The organism is Enterobacter sp. ODB01, from assembly GCF_001623605.1.
Taxonomy (GTDB): Bacteria; Pseudomonadota; Gammaproteobacteria; order Enterobacterales; family Enterobacteriaceae; genus Enterobacter; species Enterobacter kobei.
Window position 1 is genome coordinate 316,047 of record NZ_CP015227.1, and the last position, 19,539, is coordinate 335,585.

18 protein-coding genes are annotated in these 19,539 nt (G+C 55.3%); 6 read left to right on the forward strand and 12 right to left on the reverse strand.

Annotation, left to right across the window (positions count from 1 at the left end; all coding sequences use genetic code 11):
• Positions 1-31 precede the first annotated feature (31 nt).
• Both A4308_RS01515 and malK read right to left on the reverse strand, forming a co-directional pair.
• Positions 32-1,375 (reverse strand): maltoporin, encoded by a 1,344-nt coding sequence (locus A4308_RS01515; protein ID WP_032637773.1) that lies wholly within the window; start codon positions 1,373-1,375, stop codon positions 32-34.
• 71 nt (positions 1,376-1,446) lie between these two features.
• Entirely contained in the window at positions 1,447-2,556 is a 1,110-nt protein-coding gene (malK, locus tag A4308_RS01520) for a maltose/maltodextrin ABC transporter ATP-binding protein MalK (protein WP_023331782.1), read from the reverse strand.
• 369 nt (positions 2,557-2,925) lie between these two features.
• Between malK and malE the strand changes: the two genes are divergently transcribed.
• The 3 genes from malE to malG all read left to right on the forward strand — a co-directional run bounded on the left by malE (position 2,926) and on the right by malG (position 6,686).
• On the forward strand, positions 2,926-4,116 hold the full coding sequence (gene malE, locus A4308_RS01525) for a maltose/maltodextrin ABC transporter substrate-binding protein MalE (protein WP_023331781.1): 1,191 nt from the start codon (positions 2,926-2,928) through the stop codon (positions 4,114-4,116).
• A 120-nt stretch (positions 4,117-4,236) separates the two neighbouring features.
• Positions 4,237-5,781, forward strand: a complete 1,545-nt coding sequence (gene malF / locus A4308_RS01530; protein ID WP_014882101.1) for a maltose ABC transporter permease MalF — start codon at positions 4,237-4,239, stop codon at positions 5,779-5,781.
• Between the two features lie 14 nt (positions 5,782-5,795).
• Complete coding sequence (gene malG, locus A4308_RS01535) at positions 5,796-6,686, forward strand: maltose ABC transporter permease MalG (protein ID WP_003860332.1); 891 nt, start codon at positions 5,796-5,798, stop codon at positions 6,684-6,686.
• Between the two features lie 96 nt (positions 6,687-6,782).
• Here malG and psiE read toward each other — a convergent pair whose 3' ends face one another.
• The 6 genes from psiE to pgi form a co-directional block, all read right to left on the reverse strand.
• Positions 6,783-7,193, reverse strand: a complete 411-nt coding sequence (psiE, locus tag A4308_RS01540; RefSeq protein ID WP_000202963.1) for a phosphate-starvation-inducible protein PsiE — start codon at positions 7,191-7,193, stop codon at positions 6,783-6,785.
• 178 nt (positions 7,194-7,371) lie between these two features.
• Positions 7,372-9,468 (reverse strand): YjbH domain-containing protein, encoded by a 2,097-nt coding sequence (locus tag A4308_RS01545; RefSeq protein ID WP_045281840.1) that lies wholly within the window; start codon positions 9,466-9,468, stop codon positions 7,372-7,374.
• Positions 9,465-10,205, reverse strand: a complete 741-nt coding sequence (locus A4308_RS01550; protein ID WP_014882098.1) for a capsule biosynthesis GfcC family protein — start codon at positions 10,203-10,205, stop codon at positions 9,465-9,467. The genes A4308_RS01545 and A4308_RS01550 overlap by 4 nt, the downstream gene beginning before the upstream one ends.
• Entirely contained in the window at positions 10,202-10,840 is a 639-nt protein-coding gene (locus tag A4308_RS01555) for a YjbF family lipoprotein (protein WP_014882097.1), read from the reverse strand. Before A4308_RS01555 ends, A4308_RS01550 begins: the two co-directional genes overlap by 4 nt.
• 63 nt (positions 10,841-10,903) lie before the next feature.
• Positions 10,904-11,146, reverse strand: coding sequence for an exopolysaccharide production protein YjbE (gene yjbE / locus A4308_RS01560; RefSeq protein WP_003860341.1), 243 nt, complete (start codon positions 11,144-11,146; stop codon positions 10,904-10,906).
• 367 nt (positions 11,147-11,513) lie between these two features.
• A complete protein-coding gene (gene pgi / locus A4308_RS01565; RefSeq protein ID WP_014882096.1) occupies positions 11,514-13,163 on the reverse strand; it encodes a glucose-6-phosphate isomerase in 1,650 nt (549 codons plus the stop codon).
• Between the two features lie 373 nt (positions 13,164-13,536).
• Here pgi and lysC point away from each other — a divergent pair, with 373 nt between their 5' ends.
• From lysC to A4308_RS01580, 3 genes are all read left to right on the forward strand, one after another.
• Positions 13,537-14,886, forward strand: coding sequence for a lysine-sensitive aspartokinase 3 (gene lysC / locus A4308_RS01570; RefSeq protein WP_023331779.1), 1,350 nt, complete (start codon positions 13,537-13,539; stop codon positions 14,884-14,886).
• A gap of 93 nt (positions 14,887-14,979) precedes the next feature.
• Positions 14,980-15,924 carry a ketopantoate/pantoate/pantothenate transporter PanS gene (gene panS / locus A4308_RS01575; RefSeq protein ID WP_023331778.1) on the forward strand — a complete coding sequence of 315 codons (945 nt, stop codon included), beginning with the start codon at positions 14,980-14,982 and terminating at the stop codon, positions 15,922-15,924.
• A gap of 41 nt (positions 15,925-15,965) precedes the next feature.
• Entirely contained in the window at positions 15,966-16,238 is a 273-nt protein-coding gene (locus A4308_RS01580; RefSeq protein ID WP_045135511.1) for a DUF3811 domain-containing protein, read from the forward strand.
• On the opposite strand, the gene rluF is transcribed toward A4308_RS01580, so the two are convergent.
• From rluF to A4308_RS01600, 4 genes are all read right to left on the reverse strand, one after another.
• Positions 16,239-17,111 (reverse strand): 23S rRNA pseudouridine(2604) synthase RluF, encoded by an 873-nt coding sequence (rluF, locus tag A4308_RS01585; protein ID WP_032637776.1) that lies wholly within the window; start codon positions 17,109-17,111, stop codon positions 16,239-16,241.
• A 54-nt stretch (positions 17,112-17,165) separates the two neighbouring features.
• On the reverse strand, positions 17,166-17,483 hold the full coding sequence (locus A4308_RS01590) for a CcdB family protein (RefSeq protein WP_023331776.1): 318 nt from the start codon (positions 17,481-17,483) through the stop codon (positions 17,166-17,168).
• Positions 17,483-17,776: a type II toxin-antitoxin system CcdA family antitoxin gene (locus A4308_RS01595; protein ID WP_023331775.1), complete on the reverse strand. Its 294-nt coding sequence runs from the start codon at positions 17,774-17,776 to the stop codon at positions 17,483-17,485. The genes A4308_RS01590 and A4308_RS01595 overlap by 1 nt, the downstream gene beginning before the upstream one ends.
• A 95-nt stretch (positions 17,777-17,871) precedes the next feature.
• Entirely contained in the window at positions 17,872-19,503 is a 1,632-nt protein-coding gene (locus A4308_RS01600) for a Na/Pi cotransporter family protein (protein ID WP_014882089.1), read from the reverse strand.
• Between the last annotated feature and the right edge of the window lie 36 nt (positions 19,504-19,539).

Sequence of the window (19,539 nt, forward strand, 5' to 3'; positions counted from 1 at the left end):
AGTTTGGTCATTACGTCAGATTAAGACGGGATTACCACCAGATTTCCATCTGGGCGCCGAAGGACCACTCGTCGTTGTCGCCGCGACCGAAGGAACCACCGTTGAAGCCATCTTTAACCGCTTTACCGAAGTTAGGGTTATTCGCTGGGTTACCGTTGTAGTCATAGCCCCACTTCTCATCCCACTTCGCATAGGTTGCGAAGACGCGGATAGCAGGACGAGACCAGATGCTGTCGCCAGCCTGCCACTGTTGCGCCAGGGTGATTTTGTACTGGTTGTTGGTTTCGCCAGTTTCCTGGGATTTGACGTTGTCGTAACCCACTTCCAGCAAGGTGCTCATGATTGGTGTCCATTTGAACATTGGACGAACACCTACAGTCCACCACTTGGTGCCGTTGTTGTTATCCCAGTCGATATCCTGATACATACCGACGTACATCAGGTCCCAACGATCGCCCAGAGAGATTGCACCGTGGTCAAGGATACGCAGCAGGCTGCCGTTGTTGTTGATGTCATAGGCAAAACCGGTATTGCCATCAATGCCTACGCCAGAACCTTGAGACAGGCCTTTACCCTGAGAGGTCATGGAGTCGGTGGCGTACTGAACCACAAACTTGTTGTAGCCTTTCAGCATGCTCTGGGTGTGTTCAGCGGTGAACATCCAGCCGTCTTTAGACGCACCGTCAACCAGACGATAGTCATCACGTGGGTTAGCACGGCCATAGTCAACGCCCAGCTCAAGGGTGCCGCCTGGGTTAACTTCCATCTGTGCTAAACGCACGTCAAAGACGTCGTTCGCGGTGCGGGTGGTGTAATCATAAATACTGTTGCTGGCGAAGGAGGAAGAACCGCCTGATTCAGAAGAGCGGGTTGCTGCCAGAGAAAGTTTACCGAAACCGACGTCGATATTTTCCAGACCCGCACCAGGACCAGAGATATCCCAGTAGTAGAAGTCGATCATGTGAACGTCATGACGCTGATAGAAGCGCTTACCAGCCCAGATGGTGGAACCTGGCAGCCATTCGATCAGGTTTTTACCCTGCACGTTGGCTTCACGGAACGCCGGGTCAGTGGCTTCCCAGTCGTTCTGTTGTGCTACGGAATACGCTACGTTGGTGTCGAAGTAGAAGCTCTTGTCGCCTTCTTTCCACACTTCCTGGCCCAGCTTCAATTCCGCATAGGTTTCACATTCGTTACCAAGACGGTATTTACTTTGAGCACCGGTTGCCTGGAAGCACTGTTGTTCGCCGCCACTCCCCGTCCAGCCGATACCGGAACGAGCATAACCATGGAAATCCACGGCCATTGCCTGAGCAGACATTACGCCCGCTGCGACGGCAACTGCCAGAGGAAGTTTGCGCAGAGTAATCATCATTCTATCTCCTGAGATCATTGCTTTTCTTTGAACACTTCACCTGTCGGTTTCGTGTCTTCTTTTGGGATTGCTTAAACGCCTGGCTCTTTATGCAACCGACGACATGCAGTGCCATCCTCACGGAACAGATGGCAACGCTCTGGCGGCAAGCCGATAGCGAATGTGGCACCCTCTTCTACCAACACCACGTCATTCTGGCGGTAGACCAGGTTCTGACGAATGGCGGGGATCTGGATATGAATCTGTGTTTCGTGACCAAGCTGTTCAACGACCTGAACCTCACCTTCCAGCGTCACATCGGCAATGTGGCTCGGCAGGAGATGCTCAGGGCGGATACCGAGGGACATGTTTGCCCCGACCTGTACGTTGGCGCTGTCCACCGGCAGCCAGACTTGCTGGCGGTTTGGTAGCTCCACCTGTACCTGTTCAATGGCCGTTGCAGTCACTTTAACCGGCAGGAAGTTCATCTTTGGCGAGCCAATAAAGCCTGCAACAAAGCGGTCTGCCGGGTAGTGATAGAGCTCCAGCGGTTTACCCACCTGCGCCACGCGACCGGCATCCAGCACCACGATTTTGTCGGCCAGCGTCATCGCTTCGACCTGATCGTGGGTGACGTAAATCATCGTGCGGCCAAGACGTTTGTGCAGACGGGAGATTTCGATACGCATCTGAACGCGCAGGGCGGCATCCAGGTTAGAAAGGGGTTCGTCGAGCAGGAAGACGCGCGGTTCGGCCACCAGCGTACGGCCAATCGCCACACGCTGACGCTGACCACCGGAAAGCGCTTTCGGTTTACGCTCCAGCAGGTGCGCCAGCTGTAATACTTCCGCCACCTGGGTGACGCGCTGGTTAATCACGTCTTTCTTCGCGCCGGCCAGCTTCAGGCCAAAGGACATGTTCTCGGCAACGGAAAGATGGGGATAAAGTGCATAAGACTGGAACACCATACCGACGCCACGTTCGGCAGGCGGGATGTCGTTCATTCGGGTATCACCGATCAGCAGGTCGCCGCTGGTGATGGTTTCAAGACCGGCAATCATACGCAGCAGAGTAGATTTACCACAGCCTGATGGGCCGACAAACACCACAAACTCACCTTCAGTGATGTCCAGATTGATGTCTTTTGACACCACTACGTCGCCCCAGGCTTTCGTTACATTACGCAGCTGTACGCTCGCCATGCCCTTCTCCCTTCGTTACAACCTGTCACCGACAGAAACATTCAACATAAGTTCACTATGGGGTATCTATAACTTTCACGAATCCTCCACCCCCCGGCTTTTTTATGGGGGAGGAGGCGGGAGGATGAGAGAGCAGGCTCTGCGACCGCAGCCGGGGGGCTGAGGCGAAATTCGTGAAGCCGCCTGCAAAATTCGGTGGGTTTTTATGTGCGCCAGCACTCATAACTTAAATTTATGCAACGGAGATCACACAAACGGGGGGTGGGGCGTAGGGGTTGGGAGGATGGAAAGAGGATGTCAAATAAGGAGACTGATTCACGTTGAACCACTGAAGTCATACTACGAGACATCACCAAAAGGATGGCAGATATGAATATCAAGACTGGCGCACGCGTTTTCGCATTGTCCGCCCTTGCAGCAATGATGGTTTCCGCACCGGCGCTCGCCAAAATTGAAGAAGGCAAGCTGGTTATCTGGATTAACGGCGACAAAGGCTATAACGGCCTGGCCGAAGTGGGCAAAAAATTCGAGAAAGACACCGGTATCAAAGTTACCGTAGAACATCCGGACAAACTGGAAGAGAAATTCCCGCAGGTTGCAGCAACCGGCGACGGCCCGGATATCATCTTCTGGGCGCATGACCGTTTCGGCGGCTACGCGCAGTCTGGCCTGCTGGCTGAAGTCACCCCGGACAAAGCGTTCCAGGACAAACTCTTCCCGTTCACCTGGGATGCCGTTCGCTACAACGGCAAGCTGATCGCTTACCCTATCGCAGTTGAAGCCCTGTCTCTGATTTACAACAAAGACCTGGTACCAAACCCACCGAAAACCTGGGAAGAGATCCCGAAACTGGATAAAGAGCTGAAGGCGAAAGGTAAATCCGCTCTGATGTTCAACCTGCAAGAGCCGTACTTCACCTGGCCGCTGATTGCTGCCGACGGCGGTTACGCGTTCAAGTTTGAAAACGGCAAATATGACGTGAAAGACGTGGGCGTGGATAACGCAGGCGCGAAAAAAGGCCTGACCTTCCTGGTTGACCTGATCAAGAACAAACACATGAACGCGGATACCGATTACTCCATCGCGGAAGCGGCGTTCAACAAAGGCGAAACCGCGATGACCATCAACGGTCCGTGGGCCTGGACCAACATTGATAAGAGCAAAATCAACTACGGCGTAACGCTGCTGCCAACCTTCAACGGCAAGCCGTCTAAACCGTTCGTTGGCGTGCTGAGTGCGGGTATCAACGCCGCCAGCCCGAACAAAGAGCTGGCGAAAGAGTTCCTGGAAAACTACCTGCTGACCGATCAGGGTCTGGATGAAGTGAACAAGGATAAACCGCTGGGCGCCGTGGCGCTGAAATCCTTCCAGGATCAGCTGGCGAAAGATCCACGCATCGCGGCCACTATGGATAACGCCCAGAAAGGCGAAATCATGCCGAACATCCCACAGATGGCAGCGTTCTGGTACGCCACCCGTACTGCAGTCATCAACGCAGCAAGCGGTCGTCAGACTGTTGATGCCGCGCTGAAGGATGCGCAGGGTCGTATTACTAAGTAAGCAGAAAAACGGCGGGTGGCGCGTGCGCTTACCCGCCCTACGACTACGGCACGATCCGTAGGTCAGGTAAGCGCCGCGCCACCTGACGAAAAGTTTCCACCGTTGTAGAGGAAGAACCCCATGGATGTCATTAAAAAGAAGCACTGGTGGCAAAGCGACGCGCTGAAATGGTCAGTGATAGGTCTGCTGTGTCTGCTGGTGGGTTACCTTGTTGTTTTAATGTACGTACAAGGGGAATATCTCTTTGCCATCATGACGCTGATCTTAAGCTCTGCTGGCCTGTATATTTTCGCCAACCGTAAAGCCTATGCCTGGCGCTATGTTTACCCTGGCGTGGCCGGGATGGGGCTGTTTGTCCTGTTCCCACTGATCTGTACCATCGCCATTGCATTCACTAACTACAGCAGCACCAACCAGCTTGCGCAGGAACGCGCCCAACAGGTGCTTCTGGACCGTTCCTATCAGGCGGGAAAAACCTTTAATTTCGGCCTGTATCCTGCGGGTGACGAATGGAAGTTAGCGCTCACTGACGGTGAGAGCGGCAAAAACTATATTTCCGACGCGTTTAAATTTGGCGGCGAGCAGAAGCTGGCCTTAAAAGAGGCTGCGGCCCTGCCGGAAGGTGAACGTGCTAACCTGCGTATCATTACCCAGAACCGCCAGGCGTTGACCCAGCTCACCGCCGTGCTGCCAGATGAAAGCAAAGTGACCATGAGCTCGCTGCGCCAGTTCTCCGGCACTCAGCCGCTCTATACCCTGGCAAAAGACGGCACGCTGACTAACAATCAGAGCGGCGTGAAGTATCGCCCGAACAACGACATTGGTTTCTATCAGTCCATTACTGCCGACGGCAAATGGGGTGATGACAAACTCAGCCCGGGTTATACCGTTACCATCGGCTGGGATAACTTTACCCGCGTGTTCACCGACGAAGGCATCCAGAAACCGTTCTTCGCCATCTTCGTCTGGACGGTGATTTTCTCGGTGCTCACCGTGATCCTGACCGTGGCCGTGGGCATGGTGCTGGCCTGTCTCGTGCAGTGGGAATCCCTGAAAGGCAAAGCGATTTACCGCGTGCTGCTGATTCTGCCGTATGCCGTGCCGTCGTTTATCTCGATTCTGATTTTCAAAGGGCTCTTTAACCAGAGCTTCGGTGAAATCAACATGATGCTGAGCGCGCTGTTCGGTATCAAACCGGCCTGGTTCAGCGACCCAACCACCGCCCGCTCGATGATTATTATCGTGAACACCTGGCTGGGCTACCCGTACATGATGATCCTGTGCATGGGCCTGCTGAAGGCTATCCCGGACGATCTGTACGAAGCTTCAGCGATGGACGGCGCGGGTCCGTTCCAGAACTTCTTTAAAATTACGCTGCCGCTGCTCATTAAGCCGCTGACCCCGCTGATGATTGCCAGCTTTGCCTTTAACTTTAACAACTTCGTGCTGATTCAGCTGTTGACCAACGGTGGCCCGGACCGTCTCGGCACCACCACGCCAGCAGGCTATACCGACCTGCTTGTGAGCTACACCTACCGTATCGCCTTCGAAGGCGGCGGCGGACAGGACTTCGGTCTGGCAGCAGCCATTGCCACCCTGATCTTCCTGCTGGTTGGTGCCCTGGCGATTGTGAACCTGAAAGCCACACGTATGAAATTTGACTAAGGAGGGCATCGATCATGGCTATGGTACAACCCAAATCTCAGAAATTGCGCCTCCTGGCGACACACTTAGGCCTGCTGATTTTCATCGCGGCAATCATGTTCCCGCTGCTGATGGTTATCGCGATCTCCCTGCGTTCGGGTAACTTCGCGACCGGGAGTCTCATCCCGGACGAAATCTCCTGGGAGCACTGGAAGCTGGCGCTGGGCTTCAGCGTGGAGCATGCGGATGGACGCGTGACTCCTCCGCCGTTCCCGGTGCTGCTGTGGCTGTGGAACTCGGTGAAAGTGGCGACCATTACCGCAATCGGTATTGTCACGCTCTCCACCACCTGTGCTTACGCCTTCGCCCGTATGCGTTTCCCGGGCAAAGCGACGCTGCTGAAAGGCATGCTCATTTTCCAGATGTTCCCGGCCGTGCTGTCGCTGGTCGCGTTGTATGCCCTGTTTGACCGTCTGGGTCAGTACGTGCCGTTTATCGGCCTGAACACCCACGGCGGCGTGATCTTCGCCTATCTTGGCGGTATCGCCCTGCATGTGTGGACCATCAAAGGGTATTTCGAAACCATCGACGGTTCGCTGGAAGAGGCGGCCGCGCTGGATGGCGCTACTCCGTGGCAGGCCTTCCGTCTGGTGCTGCTGCCGCTGTCGGTACCTATCCTGGCGGTGGTGTTTATCCTGTCGTTTATCGCTGCGATCACCGAAGTACCGGTCGCCTCTCTGTTACTGCGCGACGTGAACAGTTACACCCTGGCCGTGGGTATGCAGCAATACCTCAACCCGCAAAACTACCTGTGGGGCGACTTTGCTGCGGCGGCTGTACTCTCTGCCATCCCGATTACCGTGGTGTTCCTGCTGGCCCAGCGCTGGCTGGTTAACGGCCTGACGGCGGGCGGTGTGAAAGGTTAAGTTTCATTTGTTATGCCACTGCAACCCTCAACTTTAGACGTATTGTATTGACCCAACTTGTGACTGTTGTTAGGCGCTCTTCGGAGCGCCATTTTTTTATTCCCGTTTCAGCCGCTTCGAGTTACACAGCCAGAGGGTGATCACCAGCAGCAGGATCGCCGCCGAGTAGATCAGCACGTCGAGGGGGGATTTATGATCGACGATGATCAGCCGCACAATCGCGGTGATCCCAATGTAGACAAAATAGCGCAGCGGGAAGTGAAAGCCCGACTGAAAGTACTTCACAATCAGGGCAATAAACTCGAAGTAGAGAAAGTAGACCACCAGGCCTTCCACCAGCGCATATTTGCTGGTTTGTTCAGGGGCGAACAGCACATCCGCCAGATGCACCGTCTCTTTGCCAAGGAAGACGACCAGAATCAGACCAAGGCTTAGCAGACCGAGATTTAGCACGGTCTGGAGGATCGTTGAGATAAACTCAACGCGCGGGCGAGTCAGGGATGTCATACAGCACCTCATTCTCCAGGGCGAGGTTCCTGTATAACGCAAAAATGTGACGGGGATCTATATTTTTTGTTTATGTTTTGTCCGCATTAGCATTCTTGCCGGTCGACACTGCGTTTGCCCGGCCTACAAAAACACTCTTGTAGGCCCGGTAAGCGCAGCGCCACCGGGCAAACAAGCATCAGCGGAAGTTAACGTTCTTATCGCTGGTCATGTCATACAGCTGGAACTTACGCCCAAGCTGCTGGCCCCCGTCGCGCGTCAGCGGTGTCCAGCCCACTGCCGCACGGCTGCGGGTTGGGCCTGACGAGAAGAGATCCAGCGGAATCGACACATAGACCCCTTTAGTGAAGTCCCCTTCCCCGTACTCGTCCGGCGAGACGTTGGTGATGGTGGCATAACCGCCCACCACGACGCCGCTGTCGAAATGTTTGGAGATATCCAGCGTGCCACCCTTGTCGCCCGCCAGATACTGGCCGACGCTGGCTTTCACCAGTACGTCCTGCGCGAATGACGGTGTCCAGTAGGCGGTCAGATGGCCCGTTTTGACGCTGTAGTCGGTGAACTTCATCATGTCCTGCGCGCTGCGCCAGTCACGCTGTTTCACGTAGTTAGCATCAATCCCAAATGCCCAGTTGCTGTCGACAGGACGGTAAAGCACCTCTGCCCCTGCGCCACCGAACATGGTTTCCAGATATCCGCCGTACACCTGGCCGTAGAAACCGTTGCCGAAGTACTGGAAGTAGTTGGCCTGCAGGTTATTCACGTAGACATCGTTCTGCACATATTCACGAACGCGAGTTCTTACGCGCGGCAGTTTTGAATCGTTCGGCGGGTTGGTGTAGTTAAATTTGTCGTAGTTGTTGGCGATATTGCCGAACAGGCTACCGGTAGTCAGCAGATGGTCGGTGACCCACAGATCTGCCGTCGCCATTGCGCCCAGCTGATACATGTAGAAGTTTTCCGGTCCGCCAACGGACTGGTTCAGCACCGGATCGATATGGAAATCAAAGCGCGACTTGTCGATATACCAGCCTTGCTCGGTGGTGTCTGGCACGACCGGCTCAACGCGTTTTTGCACCAGCTCGGTTTCATGCCCGAGCGGCTCGCCTTCGAGATGGCGCTTGAGGCTGGCAACGTCCGTTTCCGTCGTCACCTGCGGCAGGTTCAGGCGGTTCTCGGTCACGCGGATCGTGCGGATCCCGTCCGGGAGATCGTTCATGACGATCCGGTTGGCGCGCTCGATCCCTTCCCGCGAGTCGCGGTATTTCACCTGCTCGCCGGTGACGTAAAGCGTGTCGCCCTTGGTCTGAATCTTTGGATCCGCCAGACCGGCATTGTATTTCAGCAGCGTCAGCTGATTTGCCACCACGGAGTGCTGCAGAATCGCATCCTGCGGCTCCGGCTGATAGGCTGGCCGCGCGTTATCATTGTAGTGTGGCCGCATGTCGTTAAAGTTGGTGCGCAGCGTGAAACCAAACATCACGGTATTACCGCGCTCGTAGCTGAGGTTAACGTCGGCCCAGTCGGTGACGCGATAAATGGCGCCGACGTTAAACTTGCTCTTCTGCTCAATCTTCCCGGCGAAATCCTGCGAGTAGTCGTTTCCTTCGTACTCCAGCTTCAGGCGCAATGGCTGCCAGGGGGTCTGGTATTCCACGCCACCGAACAGCGAGGCCGGGCCATGGAACATCTGGTCGCCGTTGATGGAACCCGCTTTCTGGTAACTGTTATCGCGGTAGCAATATTTATCGCTGTAGGTGCAGAACGGGTTTTTGACGTTACCGCTGGTACCGAGATAGCCCCATCCCAGGCCAAGCGAGAAGTCGAACGGCCCCCAGGCCTTGCTGGCCACAATGTATTCCGCATCAAACAGGCCGGTCCCGCCGATATCTTTGGCCCCCACGGACACCTGCGGCATCCAGTAGCTCTCTTCCCACAGGCGCAGCTTGAGGTCGAAGGCTTTATCTTTGTAAGTCTGGTCGCCAGAGAACGCCTCGACGCTGCTGTACTGTTTCGTTCGCACATCGGTGTAGCGCAGCGTGGTTTCAAGCCACGGGAAAAGCTGTACCGAGGCGGAATAGTAGCGGTACTGGTCGTTATCGCGGTAGTTCAGACTGATTTCCCCTTCACGCGCCATGCGCGCGGTGGGCGTTTGCAGTAAACCGATGCCGCCGAAGTCTGACTGAGACGGGCCAATGGGTGCCGGATACGTTTCTGCATGACAGGCGGCGCTTACACAGAGCGCCAGCATGCTGTAGAGATAGGTTTTTTTCATTCTTCCGGTATCCGCTGTGTCAGGGAGTGAAGGATATCGGCGTTAAGCCCGTCATATGCCTTCGTCCAGAAATGGTCGGCAAAACCGACAAAAATGATGCTGCCAGGCATGGGCTCGATATGACGTTTATTCCAGTAAGCTACCGGCGCTTTTTGCGTGTGCCCGTCAGGGTAAACGACCCAGGCGTAGCTGTTATCGGCACCGCTCAGCAGGCTTTGCTCGTCGAGATAGCTCACCACGTCGCGACCTGGCGTAAAGGGCTTTTTACCCGGGCTGCTGACAAGCCCCATCACGGTCACCGTCGTCGGTTTTACGGGCAGCCAGAGGGTGTACTCCCCTTCAAGGGTTGGGTTGCCCTTTTCCGTGACGCGTACTTCATCGGGATCAAGATTCACCTTCTGGCGGCCAGTCACCTTCAGCGCCTGAAGCTGCTGGCGAATGCTATTGATTGCTGCGGCATCGTCACCGTCTTCCTGCGCCGCCAGACCTGTCAGACGGGCAAGCAGTGCAAGATGTTCTTGCTCTGCCTTAATCGTTGCCTGACGCTCGCCGATCACCGCCCCCGGCCACCAGCTGTTGGCAAGCCTCGGCTGCCCGACGAGATCGAGCAGATGTTCAGCGTTGGTTAACGTTTTGGGTTTCTCGTTGTCCGCCGTGTAGACCTTCACCGTTCCTGCAGACCATGCCGCAGGGGTTGCAAGGCTCGCAATTAGCGCAACGCGGATAATTGTTTTCATGATTTTGCGGCCTTGATCAGCGTGGTTTTCACCGGGAAGAAACCGGCACCGAGATACTGCAGGGACTGACGGATTTGCCCTTCCTCGTCGATCCAGAAGCGGTTATGCCAGGTGGCCTGGTCGGTTGTTACCTCTTCATCCAGCACGCGTACCTGGGTTTCATCGCTCCCCACTTTCACACTGTCGGTGCCATCCCAGCGGAAGGTGGAATGCGCCGTGGCGTAACGCACCTGCTTGTGTTCAGTCCAGCCCATCGTGCGCGTCCAGCCAGCGCCGTCGGTAATCTGGTTCGGCTTGATCAGCGGATCGGCCGCGATATTGTTCACCTCAAGCAGGTTGTCGCCCCCGAGCAGGGTTTTCACGATACGGCCATGCTGCGTCACGATGGTGGCCTGATCCTGCGTCACCCATTTCTGCTGCCCGTTTTCATCGAAAGCGAGCACCACAAACAGTTGCGGGCCATCATTAAGCTGCATGTACTGACTGGCGTAGGGCATGTTCTGAAGTTCGTCATCGGTCAATTGCACGCCCGGCGTACCGAACAGGCTGTCCCACAGTGAATGACCCAGCCCTTTGGTGGTGGCTGAGCACGCCTGCAACAGCAGGCAAATCAGAATGATTGCAGGTCGCTTCACGACTCTTCTCCGAAGGGGCGAAATAACCACACCGAAGTGTGGTTATGATTAAAACACCCGGTCTTACTGGGTGCTGGTTGTCGTAGTGGTCGTGGTTCCGGTATTGGAGCCATCACCGCCACCGGTTGCCGCCAGCGCGACACCCACGGCTGAACTTACGGCGCTGGTGCTGGCTGCGGTAGAGCTTCCCGCAGACGCAGACGTCGCTGCCGACCCTGCTGCTTCCCCGACCTGGACCGGAGCTGCATAGACAGATGTCGCCGCAAGTGCAGATATGGCAAAAATGCCATACAGTACTTTCTTCATAACAATTTCCCTTCAATGAATGAATGGAGATTTGCCCGAAAAGAAATTCAGGCGGAATCGAGTATACACAACTAAAGCAGCGGGATTACCGTGAGGGGAAATAGGGAAGGGGTTTTCGGACTAATGGATAAAATCGAAATGAAAAGCAAATAATTAAAATATATAATCACTAAAAATCAATAATTTATAATATAAACACATTATCTTACTTCTACGTATTTTCTTAAAATAAACCGCAGCAATTAACGGGTTAACCGTCTTTTTCGGATTAAACTCACATCCAGAATTTGAGTTAACTAACAGACATCAGGAATTATCCGATAAAAAAATGCCGGCATTTCGCCGGCACATTTTCATGATGTTTTAATTACGCGCGCCAGGCTTTATAGCGGTTAATCAAACCATTGGTCGAGCTGTCGTGGCTGGTGATCGCTTTATCGTCACCCAGCTCTGGCAGAATGCGGTTTGCAAGCTGTTTGCCCAGTTCAACGCCCCACTGGTCAAAGGTGAAGATGTTCAGGATGGCACCCTGAGTAAAGATCTTGTGCTCGTACAGCGCAATCAGCGCACCCAGGCTGAACGGGGTGATTTCACGCAGCAGGATGGAGTTGGTTGGGCGGTTGCCTTCGAACACTTTGAACGGCACAACGTGGTCCAGAGTGGCCGGATCTTTACCCTGATCGCGATACTCCTGCTCAACCACCTCGCGGGATTTACCGAACGCCAGCGCTTCAGTCTGGGCGAAGAAGTTAGACAGCAGTTTTGGATGGTGGTCAGACAGCGGGTTATGGGTAATAGCCGGGGCGATGAAATCGCACGGTACCATTTTGGTTCCCTGGTGGATCAGCTGGTAGAACGCGTGCTGGCCGTTAGTGCCCGGCTCACCCCAGATGATTGGACCCGTCTGGTAATCCACCGCGTTGCCGTTACGGTCAACGTACTTACCGTTGGATTCCATATTGCCCTGCTGGAAGTAGGCCGCAAAGCGATGCATGTACTGGTCGTACGGCAGGATCGCTTCGGTTTCAGCGCCAAAGAAGTTGTTGTACCAGATACCAATCAGCGCCAGCAGCACCGGCAGGTTTTTCTCAGGTGCGGTGGTGGAGAAGTGTTTATCCATCGCGTGCGCGCCGGAGAGCAGTTCAACGAAGTTATCGAAGCCTACGGACAGAATGATGGACAAACCGATGGCAGACCACAGAGAGTAACGGCCGCCAACCCAGTCCCAGAACTCGAACATGTTCGCGGTGTCGATACCGAACTCGCCAACCGCTTTACCATTGGTGGACAGCGCCGCAAAGTGTTTCGCCACGTGCTTGTTGTCGCCCGCGGTTTTCAGGAACCAGTCACGCGCGCTGTGGGCGTTGGTCATGGTTTCCTGGGTGGTGAAGGTTTTAGACGCCACCAGGAACAGGGTGGTTTCCGGGTTCACGTTCTTCAGCACTTCGGCGATGTGAGTACCATCGACGTTAGACACGAAATGCATGTTGAGGTGGTTTTTGTACGGACGCAGCGCTTCGGTCACCATGAACGGACCCAGGTCAGAACCGCCGATGCCGATGTTTACCACGTCGGTGATCGCTTTACCGGTATAGCCTTTCCAGCTACCGGAGATGATCGCTTCGGAGAAAGCTTTCATCTTTTCCAGCACCGCGTTCACTTCCGGCATAACATCTTTGCCGTCAACGATGATTGGCGTATTGCTACGGTTACGCAGGGCCACGTGCAGCACAGCACGGTCTTCGGTGCGGTTGATTTTCTCGCCGGAGAACATGGACTTGATAGCGTCGGCAAGCTGAGTCTCTTTTGCCAGATCCTGCAGCTTTGCCAGCGTCTCTTCGGTAATGCGGTTTTTGGAAAAATCCACCAGCATCAGGTCGTCGAAGGTCGCGGAGAACTTAGCGAAACGATCGGCATCTTTCGCGAACAGATCCGCGATGGTGACGTCTTTCATTTCATCAAAATGTTTCTGGAGTGCCTGCCAGGCAGCGGTCTGCGTTGGGTTGATGTTTTTCATTAGCAATACTCTTCTGATTTGAGAATTGTGACTGCGGTCGATTGTAGCGCCTGCAAATAAAAATTGTGATGGTTTTTATGCCATTGCCCTGGCCTGCATCAAACACAGGTGAAAAGACCCGAAAAGTATAGCTGCTGAAGTGCCCTCCCGGGCGGCGAATTGTCGGTCAAAAGGGGGTAAAACGGAGCATAAAATATGGCCCTGTTATAAGTCCTGTTTCTCAGGGGTACCCCCCCATAAAAAATCCGCATAATCCCAGCATTGACAGGACCTCCCCCGCATTTTATTTATAGGGCCGTATTTTGCGCCTGCACCTGTTTTCGTTTCACTCTTGTGCCAAGGTCGCTTATTCATTCCCTGACACGAGGTTGTTATGACGAGTTTTGTGGTCGCCAAGTTTGGCGGCACCAGTGTGGCCGACTACGATGCCATGAACCGCAGCGCCGATGTGGTGCTGGCCGATCCGAATACCCGCCTGGTGGTGCTCTCCGCATCCGCTGGCGTGACGAACCTGCTGGTTTCTCTGTCTGAAGGACTGGAAGCGACAGAACGTTTCGTGAAGCTGGATGCACTGCGCAAAATTCAGTTCGACATCCTTGAGCGTCTGCAAAATCCAAACGTGATCCGCGAAGAAGTGGAACGCCTGCTGGAAAATATCACCACCCTGGCAGAAGCAGCGTCTCTGGCCACCTCCACCGCCCTGACCGATGAACTGGTCAGCCACGGTGAATTGATGTCTACCCTGCTGTTCGTTGAAATCATGCGCGAACGTAACGTTCAGGCGCAGTGGTTTGACGTGCGTAAAGTGATGCGCACCAGTGACCGTTTTGGCCGCGCTGAACCGGACGTTGAGATGCTGGCTGAGCTCACCAACCAGCAACTGGCCCCGCGCCTGGCTGAAGGCATGGTGGTCACCCAGGGCTTTATCGGCAGCGAAGCCAAAGGTCGCACGACGACGCTGGGCCGTGGCGGCAGCGACTATACCGCGGCTCTGCTGGGTGAAGCTCTGCATGCCACCCGTGTGGATATCTGGACTGACGTGCCGGGTATCTACACCACCGACCCGCGCGTGGTTTCCGCGGCGAAACGTATTGATGTGATCGCGTTTGAAGAAGCGGCGGAAATGGCCACCTTCGGCGCGAAGGTGCTACACCCGGCAACGCTGCTGCCTGCCGTGCGCAGCGATATTCCGGTCTTCGTGGGCTCCAGTAAAGATCCTAAAGCGGGCGGCACGCTGGTTTGCAAGAAAACGGAAAACCCACCGCTGTTCCGTGCGCTGGCCCTGCGCCGTCGCCAGACGCTGGTGACGCTGCATAGCCACAATATGCTCCACTCCCGCGGTTTCCTGGCAGAGGTGTTTGGCATTCTGGCGCGTCACAATATCTCCGTAGACCTCATCACCACCTCCGAAGTGAGCATTGCGCTGACGCTGGACACCACCGGCTCGACCTCCACCGGCGATACCCTGCTGACGCAGTCGCTGCTGATTGAGTTGTCCGAGCTGTGCCGCGTGGAAGTGGAAGAAAACCTGGCGCTGGTGGCCATCATTGGCAACAAGCTGTCGCGCGCCTGCGGCGTGGGCAAAGAGGTGTTTGGTGTGCTCGACCCGTTCAACATCCGCATGATTTGCTACGGTGCCTCCAGCTACAACCTTTGTTTCCTGGTCCCTGCCGATCAGGCTGAGCAGGTCGTGCAGAAACTTCATCAGAATTTGTTTGAATAAAATTCGTTAGCACGTTAAACAATATCGATAAGCCGGGCACAGACCCGGCTTTTTCATAACAAAACAACACGACAATACTGCAAGGAATTCACTATGTTATCCGTTATCACCCGGCTGTTCCCCTTATGGGCGCTGCTGCTCTCTGTCCTCGCGTATTACACGCCCGCCACGTTCACCGGTATTGGTCCATGGGTCGCCACGCTGCTGATGCTGATTATGTTCGGCATGGGGGTGCATTTAAAAATCGACGATTTCAAACGCGTGCTGTCGCGCCCGGCTCCGGTTGCTGCGGGTATCTTCCTGCATTACCTGGTGATGCCGCTCGCGGCGTGGCTGCTGGCGATGGCCTTTAAGATGCCGCCGGATCTCTCTGCCGGAATGGTGCTGGTGGGCAGCGTCGCCAGCGGCACGGCGTCTAACGTCATGATCTATCTGGCGAAAGGGGATGTAGCCCTCTCCGTTACCATTTCATCCGTTTCCACGCTGGTGGGCGTGATTGCCACGCCGCTGTTAACCCGCCTGTACGTGGACGCGCATATTCAGGTGGACGTGATGGGGATGCTGCTCAGCATTCTGCAGATTGTGGTGATCCCGATTGCCCTGGGGCTGGTCATTCACCATCTGTTCCCGCGCGTGGTGAAAGCCGTTGAGTCCTACCTGCCTGCGTTTTCGATGGTCTGCATTCTGGCCATCATCAGCGCCGTGGTGGCGGGTTCTGCCTCGCACATTGCTTCCGTCGGTTTTGTGGTGATCGTCGCAGTCGTGCTGCATAACACCATCGGCCTGCTGGGAGGATACTGGGGCGGGAAGCTGTTTGGTTTCGACGAATCCACCTGCCGCACGCTGGCGATTGAAGTCGGGATGCAGAACTCCGGTCTGGCGGCGGCGCTTGGCAAAATTTACTTCTCGCCGCTGGCGGCCCTGCCGGGTGCCCTGTTCTCGGTGTGGCACAATCTTTCAGGTTCGCTGCTGGCGGGCTACTGGTCCGGCAAACCGATTAATGCACAAACGAAAAAAGAAGCGGTGAAACAGGATTGAATTGCTTTACACTGAAGCCTCACCCTCAGGAGGCTTCAGCAATGGCTACACCACGTTTGACCCAGAAAGACATGACGGAAGCCGAGCAGCGCGAACTGAAAACGCTTCTCGACCGCGCCCGCATTGCACATGGCCGCACGCTGACGAACGCCGAAACCAATCAGGTGAAAAAAGAGTACATCGACAAGCTGATGGCGGAACGTGACGCTGCGGCGAAGAAAGCCCGCAAACTGAAAAAAGAGCAGGCTTATAAACCGGATGCAGAGGCGACCTTCTCCTGGTCCGCCAGCACGTCAATCCGTGGAAGGCGCTAATCAGCGCCCTTTCTTTTTACGACCCGGCTGGGTAAATCGCTTACCGTTACCCGGCTTGCCTCGCCCTTTCTCTTCCGCCTGCGGCGCCTTCACCACCGGGCGTTTAATCGCCTGGGTTTTCGGCTTCGCCTTAGCCTTCGGCTTCGCTTCTGACGACGAGTTTTCGATAAGCCTGAACAGCTCAATCAGCTCGTCATCCGTCAAGTCACGCCACTCGCCCAGCGGGATCCCGGACAGGCTAACGTTCATGATGCGCGTACGTTCAAGCTTCGTCACTTCATAACCGAAGTACTCGCACATGCGGCGGATCTGGCGGTTTAAGCCCTGTACCAGGGTAATTCGGAACGCGAAAGGCGCTTCTTTCTTGACCTTACACTTCTTCGTCACCGTGCCCAGGATCGGCACGCCTGCGCTCATCCCGCGGATAAACTCGTCCGTTACCAGTTTGTTTACCGTAACGATGTACTCTTTCTCATGGTCGTTACCGGCTCGCAGGATTTTGTTCACCAGATCGCCATGGTTGGTGAGGAAAATCAGCCCCTGCGAATCTTTATCCAGACGGCCAATCGGGAAGATGCGGCTGCTGTGGTTCACGAAATCAACGATGTTGTCTCGCTCACCGTCTTCCGTGGTGCTGACAATCCCAACCGGTTTATTCAACGCGATAAACACCAGGTCTTCTGCATCACGCGGTTCAATGACCTGACCATTCACTTTGACCACGTCGCCAGGCACCACCTGATCGCCGATGGTGGCGCGTTTGCCGTTAAGAAACACGTTACCTTGTTCAATGTAACGGTCAGCCTCGCGACGTGAGCAGATCCCGCTCTCGCTAATGTATTTGTTTAATCGGGTTGATTGAGTTGGCAGCATAGTTTCTCCTGTGAAGGGCGAAATATACCTTACCTTGCGGCTGACAAAAAAGTGTTAGTAACCGTTGATCAAAAAATCGAGTGCATCCCGCAATGAGGCCCGGTCTTGAGTAAGATCGGCGACACGCTCGCCTAACTCTTTTGGCGATATGCCTGCCATCATGTGCATCATAACCACGCAGGGCTTACCCGCTATCTCAACGACAGGGCACACTTTCGCAGGCGGCTGAATGCCTCCCAGGTGGCTAAGCTCAACTGCGGGGGCGACCAGAACATGCTTCATCACATTGGCCACGGGATGCTGCATATTGATTAGCCAGGGATAGGCAGTTTTCCCCTTACCTTCATTCTCATAAGCAAAATATTGCTCCATCAGAACGACCTCTGAAAGTCACTAAAGGAGCCGTTTTCATCAACCCACTGGTTAATAGCCTCGATAGACGCTTTATTTTCTTCTAACCACTCTGCACGCTGATGTGCACGAAACTGCTCCTGCAATGCAGCCGTAAGTACAGCAGAGAGATTAAGTTTAAGCCGTCGCGCCTCTTCAAGGATTTCTGGTGCTAACGACACATTGACTGATTTTTTGATGCCATGAGTAGTGCGCATGAGAACCCCCATCGGTATGCGCATGAATTGGCGAAGTGTAGCGTAATAAACGAGCATTTTCTATTCCCTTAAAAATGTAAGGTCTGCAGCGTAAATGGCGCTTTATAAGGTGTCACGCCTCGCAAAACGGTTTTGCGAGGCGCTTTCAGAGATTAATACTCGTCCCGCTCGTCATCTTCATCCGGCTGTTCCATCACGCTATAGGCCACCGCGCAGAACAACGAGTTGAGACGCTTCATGTCCCCCAGCAGCCCCAGGTGCAGGGAGCTGGTCTCGATACTCTGCACGTTTTGCTGGTGAAGACGCTCAACGTGGGCGTGCGAGTAGCGACGGTTGAGGATGCGGAAGCGATGCTTGTTACGACGCAGGCGGCGCGCGCTCGGCACGTCGCTGGAGAAGAAGACCAGCATCGCCAGCTTCAGGTTGCTCAACAGCTGTTCGTGGAGCGCCTCCAGCTCCTTCAGGCCCTCAATGGAGAATGCCCGACGTGCTGCCAGTGACTTATCTGCAATCTCACTCCCCATACGCTCCACGATATCGGAGGCTTGCTCCAGGTTGAGCGACATCTCGATGATTTCTGCCCAGCGGCGAGACTCCTCTTCCGCCAGTTCATCCTGCGGAATACGCGCCAGATAGAGCTTAATGGCGGTATAAAGCACGTTGATATCGTCCGCCAGCCTGCGCAACTCTTTCTCTTCGCGCGGTTCGCCGTGCATCACCTTCTGCAGCCCTTCGAGCATGGTTTCCATCGCATCACCCATGCGTAGCGTCTCGCGGGCGGCATTCGCCAGCGCCAGCGCCGGGGTATCCAGCGCGGAGGTATCCAGATGCTTCGGTTTCAGGCGCGCATCCAGCTCCGGTTCATCCTGAATGAGTCGTTCGCAAAAGCGGGCCATCGGCCCCGCAAAAGGCACCATCGCCAGGCAGCGCACCAGGTTATAGAAAACGTGGAAATAGATCACCAGCTCCGCTTTCGGCAGCGAGAGGTTATCCATCAGGTTCGCCAGCGGGTGCACAAACGGCAGGATAATCAGGCTACCCACCAGCTTAAACAGCAGGCTGCCGAGCGCCACGCGGCGAGCCGCAGCGTTGGCGGCACTGTTGTTGAGCATTGCCAGCAGGCCAGACCCCAGGTTCGCACCAATCACCAGACATAGCGCCACCGGGAAGGAGATCGCCCCGGCAGCGGTGAGCGTGGCCGTCAGCAATACGGCTGCCAGGCTTGAATAGCTGACGATGGCAAACACCGCGCCAATCAGCGCGTCCAGCATGATGTCACCGGTCAGAGAGGCGAAGATGACCTGAACGCCGTTGGCCTCGGTGATGGGGGTGACCGCCTGCACAATCAGCTCCAGCGCCAGCAGGATCAGCCCCAGGCCAATCCCCACGCGCCCAAGCTGCCCGGCACGCGTCTGTTTGCGCCCGAGGAAGAAGATGACGCCAATGAAAATCAGCAGCGGCGACAGCCAGGAGAGATCGAACGTCAGAATACGCGCCATCAGCGCGGTACCCACGTCGGCCCCCAGCACGATCACCAGTGCCGGCGCGAGCGCCACCAGATCCTGTGCCACAAAGGAGGTGACAAGAAGGGTGGTGGCATTACTGCTCTGAACCAGCGCCGTGACGCCTATCCCCGCACAAAAGGCGAGCGGCTTCTTCTCAACGCTGCTGCTGAGAACGGTGCGTAAACGAGCACCAAAGACGCGCATCACGCCGGTACGGACGATATGGGTCCCCCAAACGAGCAGTGCGACTGCGGAGAGCAGATGTAACAGGGTCAGCACGGAAGGTTTTCCTCCTTATCGTTATTCATTTTCCTT